This is a genomic window from Clostridium cibarium (assembly GCF_014836335.1).
GTDB classification, from domain to species: domain Bacteria; phylum Bacillota; class Clostridia; order Clostridiales; family Clostridiaceae; genus Clostridium; species Clostridium cibarium.
This window is the reverse complement of the sequence record NZ_JACSRA010000034.1, coordinates 27,806-43,518: the sequence shown is the minus strand read 5'-3', so window position 1 is coordinate 43,518 and position 15,713 is coordinate 27,806. Positions and strand designations below refer to the sequence as shown.

Annotated in this window: 16 protein-coding genes; 14 read left to right on the top strand and 2 right to left on the bottom strand. The window is 28.3% G+C overall.

Annotated features, from left to right (window positions below; translation table 11 throughout):
* The 5 genes from H9661_RS17100 to H9661_RS17080 form a co-directional block, all read left to right on the top strand.
* A partial coding sequence (locus tag H9661_RS17100) for an AAA family ATPase (RefSeq protein ID WP_479927600.1) occupies nucleotides 1-299 on the top strand: 299 nt, incomplete at its 5' end.
* A 517-nt stretch (nucleotides 300-816) separates the two neighbouring features.
* Complete coding sequence (locus tag H9661_RS17095) at nucleotides 817-2,472, top strand: ATP-binding protein (RefSeq protein ID WP_191770006.1); 1,656 nt, start codon at nucleotides 817-819, stop codon at nucleotides 2,470-2,472.
* Nucleotides 2,473-2,692: 220 nt separating this feature from the next.
* Nucleotides 2,693-3,115, top strand: a complete 423-nt coding sequence (gene tnpA / locus H9661_RS17090) for an IS200/IS605 family transposase (RefSeq protein WP_191770004.1) — start codon at nucleotides 2,693-2,695, stop codon at nucleotides 3,113-3,115.
* Nucleotides 3,116-3,458: 343 nt separating this feature from the next.
* Nucleotides 3,459-3,611: a hypothetical protein gene (locus H9661_RS17085; RefSeq protein ID WP_191770002.1), complete on the top strand. Its 153-nt coding sequence runs from the start codon at nucleotides 3,459-3,461 to the stop codon at nucleotides 3,609-3,611.
* A gap of 35 nt (nucleotides 3,612-3,646) precedes the next feature.
* Nucleotides 3,647-3,856, top strand: coding sequence for a hypothetical protein (locus H9661_RS17080; RefSeq protein WP_191770000.1), 210 nt, complete (start codon nucleotides 3,647-3,649; stop codon nucleotides 3,854-3,856).
* Nucleotides 3,857-3,933: 77 nt separating this feature from the next.
* Here the strand turns inward: H9661_RS17080 and H9661_RS17075 are convergent, their stop codons facing one another.
* Nucleotides 3,934-4,305 (bottom strand): integrase core domain-containing protein, encoded by a 372-nt coding sequence (locus H9661_RS17075; RefSeq protein WP_341480439.1) that lies wholly within the window; start codon nucleotides 4,303-4,305, stop codon nucleotides 3,934-3,936.
* A gap of 160 nt (nucleotides 4,306-4,465) precedes the next feature.
* The gene (locus H9661_RS17070) at nucleotides 4,466-4,909 is read right to left on the bottom strand and encodes a hypothetical protein (RefSeq protein WP_191769998.1); all 444 of its coding nucleotides are present in this window, start codon (nucleotides 4,907-4,909) and stop codon (nucleotides 4,466-4,468) included.
* Nucleotides 4,910-5,177: 268 nt separating this feature from the next.
* Here H9661_RS17070 and H9661_RS19740 point away from each other — a divergent pair, with 268 nt between their 5' ends.
* The 9 genes from H9661_RS19740 (at nucleotide 5,178) to H9661_RS17030 (ending at nucleotide 15,709) form a co-directional block, all read left to right on the top strand.
* Nucleotides 5,178-5,591 carry a hypothetical protein gene (locus H9661_RS19740; RefSeq protein WP_243240484.1) on the top strand — a complete coding sequence of 138 codons (414 nt, stop codon included), beginning with the start codon at nucleotides 5,178-5,180 and terminating at the stop codon, nucleotides 5,589-5,591.
* Nucleotides 5,592-6,391: 800 nt separating this feature from the next.
* Nucleotides 6,392-7,486, top strand: coding sequence for an inositol-3-phosphate synthase (locus H9661_RS17060; protein ID WP_191769995.1), 1,095 nt, complete (start codon nucleotides 6,392-6,394; stop codon nucleotides 7,484-7,486).
* 81 nt (nucleotides 7,487-7,567) lie between these two features.
* A complete protein-coding gene (gene malQ, locus H9661_RS17055) occupies nucleotides 7,568-9,046 on the top strand; it encodes a 4-alpha-glucanotransferase (RefSeq protein WP_191769992.1) in 1,479 nt (492 codons plus the stop codon).
* Between the two features lie 354 nt (nucleotides 9,047-9,400).
* Nucleotides 9,401-10,396: a cysteine peptidase family C39 domain-containing protein gene (locus tag H9661_RS17050; protein ID WP_191769990.1), complete on the top strand. Its 996-nt coding sequence runs from the start codon at nucleotides 9,401-9,403 to the stop codon at nucleotides 10,394-10,396.
* A gap of 811 nt (nucleotides 10,397-11,207) precedes the next feature.
* Nucleotides 11,208-11,405 carry a hypothetical protein gene (locus H9661_RS17045; RefSeq protein ID WP_191769988.1) on the top strand — a complete coding sequence of 66 codons (198 nt, stop codon included), beginning with the start codon at nucleotides 11,208-11,210 and terminating at the stop codon, nucleotides 11,403-11,405.
* A 318-nt stretch (nucleotides 11,406-11,723) separates the two neighbouring features.
* Nucleotides 11,724-11,846 (top strand): hypothetical protein, encoded by a 123-nt coding sequence (locus H9661_RS19935; protein WP_279290181.1) that lies wholly within the window; start codon nucleotides 11,724-11,726, stop codon nucleotides 11,844-11,846.
* Nucleotides 11,847-12,311: 465 nt separating this feature from the next.
* A complete protein-coding gene (locus H9661_RS17040; protein ID WP_243240482.1) occupies nucleotides 12,312-13,025 on the top strand; it encodes an MraY family glycosyltransferase in 714 nt (237 codons plus the stop codon).
* 128 nt (nucleotides 13,026-13,153) lie between these two features.
* Nucleotides 13,154-14,521: a thymidine phosphorylase gene (locus tag H9661_RS17035; protein ID WP_191769986.1), complete on the top strand. Its 1,368-nt coding sequence runs from the start codon at nucleotides 13,154-13,156 to the stop codon at nucleotides 14,519-14,521.
* Nucleotides 14,522-14,581: 60 nt separating this feature from the next.
* Nucleotides 14,582-15,709 (top strand): phosphomethylpyrimidine synthase ThiC, encoded by a 1,128-nt coding sequence (locus H9661_RS17030; RefSeq protein WP_191769984.1) that lies wholly within the window; start codon nucleotides 14,582-14,584, stop codon nucleotides 15,707-15,709.
* The last annotated feature ends 4 nt before the right edge of the window (nucleotides 15,710-15,713 follow it).

Genomic DNA, 15,713 nt, shown 5'->3' with positions numbered 1-15,713 from the left:
TAATTTATTTAGCTACATTACCAAAATCTAATAGTGCATATTTAGCAATAAAAGATGCTATGAATGATTTGGAGAATGGGAACTTTGGGGATATACCAATGCACTTAAAAGATGCTCATTATAGTGGTGCGGCAAATTTAGGAGTAGAGGGGTATAAATATCCTCATGATTATCCTAATCACTATGTTAGACAAGAATACTTACCAAAGGAATTAAGGGGGAAAAAGTATTATGAATGCCAGAACAATAAATTTGAAGACAGTATAAAAAAATACTGGATAAATATAAAAAACAGTTAGATGTTATTCCTAAATGGACAACGCTTGATAAAAAGACAATATACATTAAGCGTATATAATAAAAGTAAAGTGATTTTTAAGACATTTGTATAAGTAAAGTCAAGGAAACTGATGTAAAAAGTGGGAATGGATGCGATTTATGATAAAAAGTTATTTATTGAATTTTCAATAGAAATATGTAAATTGGTTATCATAAGAAATAATTATTTTTTATGATTTTAAAGAGTAGTCAATTGCAATAAAACAAGGACTTATGAACTTTAAATAGCATAAATCCTTGTTTATAAATCAGTGAATAGTTCTTCAATAGTAACTGAGAGAGCATTTGCTATTGAAACAATTTCATATGAGTAAGGTTTATACTTTTTCTAAGTCGTCTAACATTTTCACCAAAAATATTTCTTTTATCCATAATAACATTCCTATCATGATTTTATGTATTAATTGTAATAAAATGTACAAAATATAATGTGTAGTAAGTACACAAAATGAAATTTTCTTATTAGGAGTGGTAGTTATGGAAATCTTAAAACCATCTGTAAAAGATATATCATTATATAAAGAAATAGCAAAAAATCTAGTTAATCCACTTGAAGTTCCAAGAGAAGCCATCAGTAATTGCATTGATGCTGAAGCAAAAAATATAAATATAGATTTATATAGAAATGAAATAGGGGTATTTTGTATTAGATTTAGGGATGATGGTTGTGGCATGAATAAATGTGAAATAGAGAGCTTTTTTAATTTGGGTGATTCAAGGAAAGATGAAAGAAATATTGGAGAAAAGGGATTGGGAACTAAAATGTTTTTTAAAAGTGAAAATATTAAAGTCATTACTCAAGTAAATAATGATAAACGATTAGTTGCAATTATGAAAAAACCATGGGAGTTTCTTGCTCATGATGAAATACCAGTTTATACATTAGAAAACATTAAGCCAGTTATAGGAGAAAATGGTACAACTATAATAATTGAAGGATATTTAGTAGATAATCCTGAAAGATATTATAATTTCCATACATTGAAGGACTATATATTATGGTATACAGCAGGGGGGAGTTTTAAGAATGTTTTTGCAACATATCCTGAATTAAATAGATATGTGAAGAACATGCAAGTTGCACCTAGGATTTTTATTAATGATAAGGTTCTAGATAAAAGTGGTGAAATAGCAGGTACCCATCAATTCTTTCCTCCACAAGAAAATCCCCAAATTGACTCCAACGAAAAAATTTATAAGAGATCAGTTAATTATTGTAGGCATTTCGGGCCATATCATAGAAGTACTAATATCAATGGAGAATATGTTTCATTTCAATTGTATGGAACTGTATCAGGAGTAAATTGTAGAAAAGCTATTTGTAAATTGAGACCTTATGAAAGGTTAAAAGGGAGATTCGGTATTTACTTGGCAAAAGATTTTATAGCATTTTGTAAAAAATCAAGTTTAATAACAGATCCTAACTATCATCATTTTCATATTTTGATAAATTCACAAAATTTTGAACTAACAGCTGATAGAAATAATTTAAGCAACGAGGATGATCCAAAAGTTAAATGGATTTTTTCTAATGTGAAAAAAATAATATCAGATGATATACTTCCAAATACTCAGAATACTTATTTCAAAATGAGAAAAGAGGAGGAAAGTCAGTTTTTTATAAAAGAAAAAAGTAAGAACTTAAATAAAAGACTTGAAGAATTTACCAATTTGCAAGAGTTAGATATTGAGGATGTATCAGTTAAACGAATACCAGATAATGAATCACAAGTTGTATTGCTATTAGCAAGCTTGCTTAGTAATAGTAATACCAAAAAATATATTAGTTATATTAATTCTATTGCACATTATTCCATACAATCAACAACTGATTTAATATGTTTAGATAATAAAGGTGATATATTACTAGTAGAAGTAGAATTTTTATTGAGTAATATATTTAAACATGAGCATCCATATAAGACTTTCGATTGTATTGTATGTTGGAAAGTAGATATAGAGATAAATGAAAGAAGGACCCTAGTTGATGGTGTGAATTTAAAGGTATGTCATGAATCAGGAGAATGGTTATTAAAGTATGGAGCTGAAAAAGTAATACCAATTATTGAATTAGAAACTGTAATTAATAGTTTTAATAATAACAATCAAAATAAAAATGAAATAGTAAATTAAATAATTATAGACGATTATTGTTTTATAGGTATACTTATAGCAATATTTCACAATTACTAGTTGAATGTTCACCTAGTAATTTTTTTGTATTTTAAATACCACCTGCTACGCGGGTGGTTCTAAAGAGCTTTCAGCGGTGAGTAGAAAATAAAAAAAACTCCATTGTAAAGTTATAGTAGGTTTGCCGACCAATACTATAAAACAAGGAGGTGTGTCCGTAATGGACAATAGTAGTTTAGCACATAGTAAATGGAATTATAAATATCACATAGTTTTCACGCCAAAGTATAGGAGACAAATAATATATGGAAAGATAAAAGCGGATATTGGAAGAATTTTAAGAGAACTGTGTGAGTATAAAAAAGTAGAAATCATCGAAGCGAATGCATGCAAAGATCATATACATATGGTGGTTAGTATACCACCAAAATTAAGTGTGGCACAGTTTATGGGATACTTGAAAGGAAAAAGTTCACTGATGATTTTTGATAGACATGCAAATTTAAAGTATAAGTATGGCAATAGGCAATTCTGGTGTAAGGGATACTATGTTGATACTGTGGGGAGAAACAAAAAGGTTATAGAAGAATATATAAAGAATCAAATACAAGAAGATATAGCATATGAACAATTGAGTTTATAGGAATATATTGCCCCGTTTACGGGTGAGCCGGTAAACGGAAACAAAAAATAGAGCACCTTTTAGGTGCAAGTTTGTAAAGGTATGCGGTTGGCAAACCGTTCAACGTGCGAGTAACACAGCCAGTAATAAAGCCTTACAGGCGCAGAGCAAACCACCCGTTTTACGGGTGGTCCTGATTATATTAAAATAATTTTTTGTTTAAGCTTTTATTCAGTATAAGTCATTTTAGTAGAAATGAAAATAGTATGCTTTAACCTGAATGATGTGGTTATAGTTTTTTATGGAATATGTAGTCAGAAATAGGTAAATAATAAATATATTATGGCCTCGTGGAGGAAATAGAATGGAGAACAATATCATTTTGTTATTGAAAGATAGGATATCAAAAATTAAGGAGGTGGGAAATAAGCTATTAAGTGAACAAGATGTTCAAAATATAATCTATTCTGTATTAAAAGCTAAAGCTATTTTAGTGCATATAAAGCATTTGAGTTAAATCTAGCCCATATACCTATGGAAGCAATAAAAATTTTGGATAAAGATACTGATAATATTCTTAACCAAATACCACATCCTAAAATGTATTCTAAATTTGATGTAGTTGGTTTAGTTGTGGGCTCAGTTCAGATGGGAAAGACGACCAATATGTATGGTGTAATAAATAAGGCTTTAGATATTCGGTGTTTGTCAAGAGAGTTGTCGTATAAATTTATAAAATCTATACCGATTACTCTTTTTTGATTTTTGTTGAATTTTTTTCTATAATATTGAAGTGAATGTTAACACAAACCTAATTTGGACCTATAAAAATTAAAAAATCAGATTATTTTTAGATTATCTTTAAACTCATCAGTTGGATTAAGTGCTACCATTTCAGGTGGTGTCCAATTTCGGATATCCTTATTAAATCTTGCTGGATTCAACTTTCTAGCTGCTTCATATACCTTTATTCTATTCTCTAATATCTTTTCTGTTTCACCATTGTGTCTACTATTAGGTGTCATAAATTTAATTCCACTGTGGTAATGTTCATTATTATACCAATTAACAAAGGTAGAAACCCACTCTCTAGCTTCTTCTATTGATGTAAATCCATCCTTTGGATATCCCGGTCTATATTTCATAGTTTTAAATTGTGCCTCTGAAAATGGATTATCATTGCTTACTCTTGGTCTAGAGTATGAAGATATTACCCTAAAACCTCCAATTTAGCTTTAAGAGTATATAATTTCATAGGCGCACCATTATCAGAATGAAAGACTAATGGGCTTGAGTTATTTTTAAGTTTAAATTTTTCCTACAGCATAGCTCTTTCTACTAATTCTGATGCAAGTTCTCTATTTTTTCATTTCATATTTCCCACGAAACTATTTTCCTACTATAAATATCAATAATCATATATAACTTATAATAAAATCCTCTCGTATAGGTATTTAGCCACGTTATATCCCATGTCCAAACTTGATTAGGCCCATCAGCGATGAAAGTAGTTGGTAGATTAGCTCTTTCAGGCGGTTTAGTATGTCGTCTATGATTTTGTATATTTTTAACTCTCAATATCCTATAAAATGTTGATTCAGATGCAATATAAATTCCTCTATCAGCTAGTTTAGGAACTATTTGTAATGGTAGTAAATCAGCAAATTCTTGTCTATTTACTGTATTTAAAACATTTTGATCTTCTTCTTTAGAAAGCTTATTTTTAGGTTCTAGTCTTATACATGATTTTCTTTTATCTTCTTCTACCGAACCGTGTTTACACCATCTTTCAAAAGTTCTTTTACTTATACCCACAACATCACAGGATGGTATTAACCTAGCTCCATTTTCATTAGCTTCTTTTATCAGTTTTAGAATAATAATGCGATTTTCTATGCTGATTAATCTTCATCGTTTTCCTCGAAAATCGCATCTAACTTTTTTCTAAGAACTAATAATGCTGCTGTTTCAGCTAAAGCTTTTTTTTCTAAGATCTTTTTCAAGTTCTTTTGTCTTTTTCTTTTCCTCTTTTAATTCATTTTCTAAAACTTCACTATTGATTCTAGCTACGTTATTTGCTGCTATGCAGCTAGAACGCTATCCTTTAACTTCTTCAACATATAGTCCATTTTCTCTACATTATTTTGAAAGATCGCTTTCTGACAAAGTATATGTCTACATAACTATTAAAAACTTTTCTGTTGATGACATATTCTTTTTAGATTTTGCAGTATTTCTACTTGAAAATATGGTTGCCTTAGTTCTCCAAGTAGCTAATGTAGATTTGCTTATACCAGTTTCAAATGATAATTTTGATGGCGATATATTTTCAGGTGGTAGCATTCTTGCTATTAAACTTTCTTTTTCTTCTTTTGTATATCTTCTATTTTTACTATTATCTCTCCTTATTGTATCTCTTACGAGAATAGCATTAATTACGCTCTACGACAACTATCTTACCACCCAGGGAAGGAGACTTTCACGTACGGTTCTGTGAGAAGTTTGAGGTGAAACTCCTCCTGCTTGATTATATACATTATAGTATATTTTCTGAAAACAACTTTGGTGCAAAATTTAAATATATTAATAAATGCATAAAATATTTACAACAATATGGAACTGAGTAAAAAAAATATATAACTGAAAACGAAAATAGTAAAAAAAAAAAAAAGATGTTTTAAAAAAAAACATATGCACAGCAAAAAGTAACATAAAATTTAACTTAATAGGTGTAATATATATATTAGTCAAATAAATACAATATTGGGTTAAGTAAGTAAAAATATAGATAGATTTATCAAATAAAAATAATAAAATTGTACTAATTAAATTTAACTCTATAGAAATTAACAACTTTAATTATTAAAAAAATATAAAGCTACTATATTTACGTCTCTTTCATAGTTAGTGAAATGATTACTAACTAGATTCTACTATTATGATGTTAACTATATTACATTGATAACGATTGTAATTTTTGAAAATGTTATGTAAATATATATTGTTACTACATTATATATATATTTGAGTAAGTGATTTTTTACATTCGCCAATATAAACTAAGGTAAAATGAATTTTACAAAGTTATGTTGATATTTTTGATTAGACTACTTGACTTAAACTAATTTGGTTTATCCGAATAGCAATAAGGATGCTTTATATTAGACTTGTTCATTATGCGTTAATCTTTTTATGGTGGTAATTAAGTTTTACAAAACCATTGGTTTCCAAAGATTGAGAGGAACGCAGTATTCATATAACTTAATAGATTTAAAATAGAATTTAGGAGGAAAAGCTATGAAAATTAGAGTTGGAATTATTGGGGTGGGAAACTGTGCTAGTTCATTAATTCAGGGAATTACTTATTATGGATTTAACAAAGGTAAAGAAGCTGTTGGGTTAATGCATATGGAGATAGGAGGATTTAAAGCTTCAGACATTGAAGTAGTACTAGCTTTTGATATTGATAAAAGAAAGGTTGGAAGAGATATAAGTGAAGCCATATACCAGAAGCCAAACTGCACAAAGAGAATAGTGGATCATATTGAAAATAGTGGGGTAACTGTAAAAATGGGAAAAATACTAGATGGGGTTGCAAGTCATATGGAAGATTACAGTAAAGATATTTCATTTGATTTAAGCAATGAAAAACAGCCTACAAAAGAAGAAATAGTTATGTATATTAAAGAATCAAAAGCTGAAATGTTAATTAACTATTTACCAGTTGGTTCAGAGAATGCAGCAAAGTTTTATGCTGAATGCGCATTAGAGGCTGGCGTAGGATATATCAACAATATGCCCGTATTTATTGCAAGTAATCAAGAATGGGCAAATAAATTTAAGGAAAAAAATCTCCCTATAATTGGTGATGATATAAAATCACAAGTAGGAGCAACAATAGTACATAGAACGTTAGTTAATTTGTTTAGAGAAAGAGGAGTGGAAATTGATAGATCATATCAATTAAATGTAGGTGGGAATACAGATTTTTTAAATATGCTGGATCGTAAAAGATTAGCTTCTAAAAAAATTTCAAAGACAGATGCAGTGCAGTCAGTAGGACACTTGAAGGAATCTGATGTAAATCTTCATGTTGGACCAAGTGATTTCGTGCCATGGTTAAAGGATAATAAGGTTTGTTTTATTAGAATAGAAGGCAGAGAATTTGGAGATATTCCTATAGAATTGGAGTTAAGACTAAGTGTTGAAGATTCACCTAATTCAGCTGGAGTTGTTATAGATGCTATTAGATGCTGTAAATTAGCATTAGATAATAATGTTGGAGGAGTATTAGTTGGACCTTCTTCATATTTCTGTAAGCATCCAATTGAACAATTTGAAGATTCTGTAGCATTAAAAAATGTTCAATGCTTTATTAAAAAATATCAATAGAATGAGTAGAATTGAATGCTATCTCAAGTATAGTATTCGATTTTATTTATGTATTCTAAGAGACAAAGAAAGGGTGATAAAATGGCAGATAGAAGTTATGGAACATTAGTTCATCCAAGTTGTTTTCGTACCAAATATGGTATTGGAGATTTTGGAGCAGAAGCTTATAAATTTGTTGATTTTCTTAAGAAAAGCAAACAAAGATATTGGCAGATACTCCCTATAGAGCCTTGTGATAATGAAAACTCACCGTACAAGTGTCACTCTGCCTTTGCAGGGAATGAATTGCTAATAAGTATTGACCTATTGGTGAGGGATGGGCTAATTAATAATTCTGATATAAAATTTGATGAGTATTTAAACAAAGAAAGAGTAGATTACGAAAAATGTCGTAAATTAAAATATAAATATTATAGAATTGCTTATGATAATTTTAAAAAATATAGCATTCAAAAGGATGAATATGAGAAATTTTGTAATGAGGAAGAAGAATGGTTAAAAGATTATTCTTTATACATTGCGTTAAGTAATTATTTTAAAAAGAGTAGCTGGGTAAATTGGGAAATGTCAATAGTTAATAGAAATCATGAAGCAATAAGTTATTATGAAAATTTACTTGTTAAAGAAATAGAGTTTCAAAAATTTCTTCAGTATATTTTTTTAAAACAATGGTTGAGCCTAAAGAAATATGCAAATGAAAATGGGATAAAAATTATAGGTGATTTAGCTATGTATGTTTCCCACAACAGTTGCGATGTGTGGGTGAATAAGGACTTATTTAAATTAGATAATAATAATAAACCTGTTGAAGTATCAGGTTTCCCTGCTGATCCTTTTTTTGGAGATGATCAAGTATGGGGGCATCCAGTATACGATTGGGATAGGATGAAAGAAGAAGATTTTAATTGGTGGATGAAAAGAATAAACAATTTATTAAAAAAGATTGATGTAATAAGGTTTGATCATTTTAGAGGATTCGAATCTTATTGGGTTATTCCTATTATAGATGGGGGCGTTGGGAAAGGTTATTGGAAGAAAGGACCATCTTACGATTTCTTTAATGCTGTGATAAATAAGTTTGGAAAAATCCCTATAATAGTGGAGGACTTGGGATATACAAATGAAGAAATAGTTAAACTTAAAGATTTTTATTCTTTTATGGGTATAAAGGTTTTACAATATGGTGTAGAGTATTATGAAAAATATGATACTATGTACAACACTGTAACTTATTTAGGGACTCATGACAATGATCCAATACTCGGATGGTATAAGTCATTATGCTTAAATGAACAATTGAAAATTAAGAAGTTAGTAGATATAAGTTGTAATGATAAAAGTTCTATATCTTGGGGATTTATAAGTTATGCAATGAAGTCAATATCAAAAATTGTGATCATTCCTGTTCAAGATATATTAAGCCTTGGACGTGAAGGTCGAATGAATACTCCAGGTACATTGGGAGGTAATTGGGAATGGACATTTGATGTTGGAGAATTAAATAGCACAATAATAAATAAAATTAGTAAAATTGCTATGCTATATGAAAGAAATACTTAAAGTTAATAAAGTGAAATCCAATTAATTAGTTATTAATATATTAATAGGTTTGAATATAATAGATTTTTTGAAATGTATGTATAGATAAAAGAAGTAAAAAAATTAGGATTATTACTAAAAGTGATGCATGACAAAGACAAACCATTCTTATGAAGATAATAAAATGAAAAATCATAGTTAGTGGTTATGGATCGCTTAAATAGTTAAAGTAATCATATATATAATCACTTTCATTAAAGGAGAAGCAAAAGATACTATTAAATTTCAGGTTTATTGTTCTTAATTTATACTTAATATATAAAGGACAGCAAAGAGAATTAACTTTATTATGTTGATATTGAGGAGGTGTGCCTCGTGGGAAAAAGAGAGTTAAAACAAATACAGCCTTTTGACGATATTTTTTATAGACACTGTTATTATAATCCGTTATTAACTGCACTAAGATATTATGGTAAGGATGTAACTCCTTTCATTGTAAATGATGTAAATGTATATAAAATAAAAAAGAAAAATGAATCTAAATGTAATGTTCAGTTTTATAGTAGATATGTAGGTGTTAAAAAAGATGATGAAATATTAAGTGAACTTGGTATAGAAGTAAAGAATCATTTATATACAACTGATATCATTACAACAATTATACAATCTATCAATGAAGATATTCCATTAATTATTTATGCGGATGCATATTATTGTAAGCATTATGAGTTGTTCTACAAAAATAGTCATCATAAGCACTTTATGCTTGTATTTGGGTATGACGAAGAATTAAATATTTTTAAGATTGTAGATGTTAATAACGAACACATATCAGTTAAAAATATTAAATTTGAAACATTAAAAACTGCTTATGAAGGATACTATAAATTTTTACAAATGAAGAGTGATGATGTTAATTATTCACAGGTCATTCTTAAGGAGAACTGTAGCAATAAATTAAATCATAATTACATTTCTGTGTTTAGAAGTAATATGTTGAAGAATAAAGAGTTAATGTTGAATAATACAGAAGTTTTGAAGCATATTAATAGTAATTTAAATGAGATATTAGCTGAAGAGAGTGGAATTGATAAAAATATTAATGAGTTATTAGAGTCATTTTTCTTTATTATTGTGATAAAGAAAACTGAAAAATATAGAATACAGAAATTGTTTGGAGATGAATTCTTTTTAGTTGATCCCTTAGATAAAATAATAAAAGAGTGGGAAAAAATAAAAATTAAAATAATTAAGTATAATTCTATAAGAAATATAAAAGTTAAAACAATGTTTAATCATATTAACAAAATATATGTGCTAGAAAGTTATTACAACAAGGAATTATTTAATTATATTGAAAAAATTAAATAATGAGATTTTTATTGTGGGAAGGTACTATAGTATGTTTTTTATAGACTGTGATGATGTTGCTAAAAATATTATAAAAGAACTTAATGAATATTTCAACAATCTTATCAGATGTTTGGAAATATATCTTAGAAGAGTATGTTGAAAAAATTATGATTTTATCTGATTCTTGATAAAAAAATATAATTGCAATAATTGTTGGAATTATAACTGCTTAATCAGTAGTTATTTCTAAGATATCTCAAGAATTAAAAGATAGTTATTACTTAGGATTAGAAGAAAGCAAGATAAAGAGATTATAAAGATTTTTAAGCAATAAAGCTATTAATATATAAATTTAAAGAAAAATCAATTTATATAACATATTTAATCATACAACAATAGATGGTAGATTTGTAATACTTCAATTTTTCTTGAAGGTAGGTAAAATAACTATTCCTATTTGGTTTAAATTATTGAGATATAAATAAAATGGAAATAAGGAGTTTATACATGTTAAGGAAGGGCTTAGATTCTTGCATAAAATACTAATTCCATATAAATAAAATCATGAAATTAGAAGATATCACTCTAAGAAAGTGTGCTACAAGAACTTTTTTATAATATTAGATTAATAACTCAAGAATATATTTGAATATGGCAGTATGTATAGCTCAAGATGCTGATGATATATGGTTTATAGCTAATAATCTTTCCAACGCTTATGTAATAAGGGAATAAAAAAAGATTTGATATTGGAGAAATGCTTAGAGATTTCAAAAGCAGTGGCTTCAATTTGGAAAGTACTTAGAGTAAGGATGTTCATTATTCTAAAATGGTATATTTTTGTGCTTGTATAGCATATTCCTATATAATTTCACCTGGTGTTTCATGTATTAAAGATAAGAAAAATAAATTATTAGGTGCCACTAAGAATATTAAGGGTAAAAAAGTTAGAATTTATAGTTTATTTACTACAGGAGTTAACTGGTTTAAAAGATCTTATTATTCATGTAGAAAAAATATTATTTAAATACTTGCTTTACAATATATCAATCAGGGATGATATGACTAGAAGGTCTGACAAATCTGATATAGTCAAAATATAACTCTGCACTTACTTATTTATCCTTAGTTTCGATAAGTTCATATATTTTAAAGGGGATTCTATAATAATTTTGTTTTAAACCATAATGGAATTTATTTGATAAATTGACAATAACTGTCCGTAAGTCAGGATTAAAAACATTTCTTAAAAATGTCTAATAAAGAATGATTTATTATATGAAGATTTGGAGGATGCTGATTGGATGTAATAGTTAGTGATAATAATATAGGAGATTAGTGATATATGAAAAAATATAAATTAGATTTAGATGTTCATATATATATATATATATATTCCATGTTTTTAGGCATAGTTAATGAAAGGTTAAAACAAGAAGGGGGTGATTATGTTCTTGGTTTACCATAGAATTGATTGGTATCCATAATATAAGTGAAGTTTTAATAACTGGACAAACAGATGCTAAAATACAATATATCGAAAAGCTAGGGGTTGAAATGTATAAAGCTATTAGTTGACTAATAAACAAGCAGAGATCTTACAGGAGGGACGGGGATAATTAACAAAAATATTATAAATGATGATATAACAATTAACTAAGAAACTTATATTAATTAAAGATAAAGAAATTCAATTATATAAGAAAATATTGATAAATATATAAAGAAAGTTGATGAATTTAATGAATTACATTTTTACGTTCTTAGTAGAATTTTTTACAATGATTTTAATAACACCTGTACTAAGAAAAATTGCAATAGTGAATAATTATGTAGAGAAGCCAAAAGAAAACATTAAGAGAAAGATTCATAAGCAATGAAAATCTTATATGGCGTCTATTGGAATAATGGAAACATTCCGGGGGGATATTTCTTGACAAATAGAATTTTTGATACGAAAATCGTATATATTTTTCTAGGTTCAATTTGTATTTTCATAATTGGAATGATAGATGATTGGATAAGGATTAAAGACGGGGATCTGAAAGCGCTTCCTAAAATGATTTTCAAAGTTATAGCATGTATAATTGCATATACAGGTGGAGTGAGATTTGAAGGGTTTGCAAGTTTAACAGATAATACATATATTACATTGCCCAATATATTACAACTTATTTTAACAGTTGTTTGGTTATTTGGAGTAACTTCAGTTATTAATTTTACTGATGGCATGGATGGACTAGCTGGTGGAATTTCATGTATTTCTGTGTTTACATTATTTATAATTGCATTGGAAATGAATAATAGTCAGGGAGCTTTAATGAGTATTCTTTTAGTTGGGATTTGTCTTGGTTATCTAATATACAATAAGTTTCCATCAAAGGTTCTTATGGGTTATGCTGGTACAACTTTTATTGGTTTTATATTAGGTGTTATTTCATTAGATGGTGCATCTAAGCAGGCAGCAATCATTTCAATATTTGCGCCAATTTTTGCATTGGTATTACCGACTTTTGACAATATATATGTTGTTTATAGACGAATAAAATTACGGAAGCCCATTTATGCTGGTAATCCAACACAAATACACTATAGGCTAGTTGCAAAAGGGTTAACTCAAAACAGACTGTGTATAGACTTTATTTAGTAAGTATATTATTTAATGTAATTGCCATTGTACTATTTAAGTTAGAACACTAGAGTATTTTATTATATTAAAAATCGATTTTAAAATTATTCAAAATGTTTTTTATAATTTAACAAGGAGATGATGATTTGAATATTATTGATTGCATCAATAAAAAGAAAAATAGTGAAGAAATGAGCAATGAAGAAATATCATATGTTGTTCAGAAATATACCCTTGGTGAAATTCCAGATTATCAATTTGCAGCTTGGTTAATGGCAGTATATTTTAATGGAATGAGTACTAGGGAGATAACGCAACTCACATATGAAATGGCACAATCAGGAGAAAGATTTGATCTAAGCACAATTAATGGTATAACAGTAGATAAACATAGTACTGGTGGAGTGGGGGATAAAACATCATTAGTAGTATGTCCTATAATTGCTTCACTTGGACTAAATGTTATCAAAATATCTGGTAAAGCTTTAGATTATTGTGGTGGAACAATTGATAAATTGAAATCAATAAAAGAAATGAAAGTTACAATTCCTAGTGCAGCAGTAATTGATCAGATTAAAGAGTGTGGTATTTCAATTATAAGTCAATCAGAAAGTTTAGTTCCTGCAGATAAAAAAATCTATGAATTAAGAGATCTTACAGCAACTGTTAATTCTATTCCGTTAATAGCTAGTTCTATAATGAGTAAAAAAATTGCAACAGGTGCTGATATTATCATTTTAGATGTAAAAGTTGGCAGTGGTGCTTTTATGAAGACAATAGATGATGCAGTATTATTGGCACAAACTATGGTTAGTATCGGAGAAGGTTTAGGAAAAAAAACAATTGCAGTTGTTAGTAATATGAATACTCCATTAGGAAAGAATATAGGAAATATATTAGAAATAGGAGAAGTCATTGAAACATTAAAGGGAAATGGACCATCAGATTTAGTAGAATTATGTTCCTTATTTGGAGCAATTATAGCATTTATTAATAAAAGAGCTATATCTATAGAAGAAGGTAAATTACTCATAAAGGAAAAGATTCAAAAAGGTGAAGTTTTAGAAAAATTTAATGAATTTATCAAAAGACAAGGAGGAAATTTAGATTTATTACAACATGATTTGGAATTACTTAAGACTTCAAGAAGGGTTAAGATTTACAGTAACGAAGAGGGGTATATTAATAAAATTGATAGTTTCAAAATTGGTAATGCGTCAATGTTATTGGCTGGTAGAAGAAACTTAAAAGAAAGTCAAATAAATTACTCAACAGGAATTTTATTAAATAAAAAAGAGGGTGATTTTGTAAATAAGGGAGAACTTATATTAGAACTTGTGACTGACGATACAGAATCAGAAGAATTTAGAGAGGCTTATCAGTTAGCTCATGAGGCTACAGTAATAGAAAAAAATAGAAAAGTAACAGATGAATTAATAAAAGCTATTGTAATAAAAGAAAAGGTTTTTTTTAACTTAAAAGATTTTAATAATTTAGAATCATATCTTTATTAATAAATGTCATTAAATCTTAAATTAACATTTTGATAAAAATAAGTGGAGGAATATAGAGTAATGGATAGAATTGGAGATTTGCAATTAGGAAATGGTGTAACAAGGTTAGTAACACATGTAGGTGTAACATATGAAAAGAGTTCACCAGAAGAAGAATTAAAGAAAGCGATAACTGCAGTCGATGCTGGTACAGATATTATTGCTGACGCAAGTATAGGTGTTAATGCAAAGAGAAATTTAAAGTTGTTATGTGATAATTTAAATGTGCCAGTCACAGCATTGCCTGGGTATATTATTTGTACAAACACAGGTTTAAATGAGATGCCAAATAATATAAGTAAGAATGAAATTTTAGAAACCACTGAAGAAATATTATCTTATGGGGCGAAAAGTATTACAATTCATGCTCCAATTAGAAAAAGGCATATAGAATTACTTGAAAATAGTCAAAGAAGTTTTCCATTTACAAGTCGAATGGGAAATTACATAAGAAAATATATAAAAAGTACAGGTAAAGATAATCCGTTTTATATATATTTCCCTGAAATAGTAGGACTAGCAAAAAAATACGATGCTGCTATAAGTATTGGACTAAGTATGAGAAGTCCAAGTATCACCAATGATGGTGGATTTGATAAATTATATAAAACTGAAATTGCTGATGCTGCTGATTTAGTGGATATTTGTCACAAAAGTGGTGTAACTGTAGCGATAGAAAATGGAGGCCATATTGCACTTAATAGATTAGAGGAGTGGTTTAACTATACAAAAAATGTTTGCAAAAATGCACCTCTAAGAGTACTGTCTGTAGCAACAGATAGGGGGATGGGACATGATAATATTACTGGAGCAATTACAGCAGCTTTTATGGCTAAATTGGGAGTGGAAATGATTTGCACAATTACAAGGGCAGAACATATAAGTCAACCAACTATTGAAGATATTTACGAATCTGTTATTAATACAAGAATTGCATTATCAATTGTAAATCCTGATTGGGTAATGGAGGAGAAGGTTGCAGAGGCACGTGCTAAAGGTGGATGTCATCTGCCAAATGTTATAAGAAATGTAATTGATCCAAAAGGAGCAGCTCTAGAATTGGAAAGAAGAACTGGGAAAGGCTTAGTAGAATTAGAAGATGTATCTAGTGAATGTACAATGTGTGGATTAAGCTGCCCACTAAAATAAAAGC